The following is a 549-nucleotide window of genomic DNA, read 5'->3' on the forward strand; positions in this document are numbered from 1 at the left end:
ATGGTTTGGTTGTTGTTTTGGGTTGTTTGGGATAGGCCTGGTATTATTAATGAGTTGTCGTTTGTTTTTCTTAAGCATGGTGTTAATGTTAGGAATATTATTGGTAATTCTAGGGCTTTGATGGTTGATGTTGATGGTGACTTGGATTCGTTGATTCCGAGGCTTGGTTCTGTTGGTGGTCTTGAGTTTCTCGGTGTTATTAATGGGCCTATCGTACCCCTCACCTTCTCCCAGAGGCATTTCATAGCGGCTGTTAAGAATGTGCTGTCTCAAATGGGTACTCAGCATGTGGAGAGGGTGCTGTATAGGCTTGGTTATGAGTATGCCAGGGTGTTGGTGAGTGAGATACCTCTTGGCGACCCACTAACCACGGTTAGGACGTACCTAAGCACAGCCACAGCATACAACAGACTAACCTTCAAAAAAACTGGAGGTTAAGGGTGATGAGTTGATCGTGGAATTCGAAAACCCATTCGACGAAGAACTAAACACAGCACTAACACAGGGATACATACACGGACTAACAAACACAGCACTAACAAAACTGCA

The 549-nt window shown here is 44.1% G+C and carries 1 protein-coding gene; it reads left to right on the top strand.

The genetic code is table 11. The features are described from left to right. Window positions 1–438 (top strand): hypothetical protein (locus tag JCM16159_RS12985; RefSeq protein WP_054858095.1); only part of this gene is annotated, 438 nt, incomplete at its 5' end. Between the last annotated feature and the right edge of the window lie 111 nt (window positions 439–549).

This window comes from Vulcanisaeta sp. JCM 16159, from assembly GCF_001316265.1.
Taxonomy (GTDB): domain Archaea; phylum Thermoproteota; class Thermoprotei; order Thermoproteales; family Thermocladiaceae; genus Vulcanisaeta.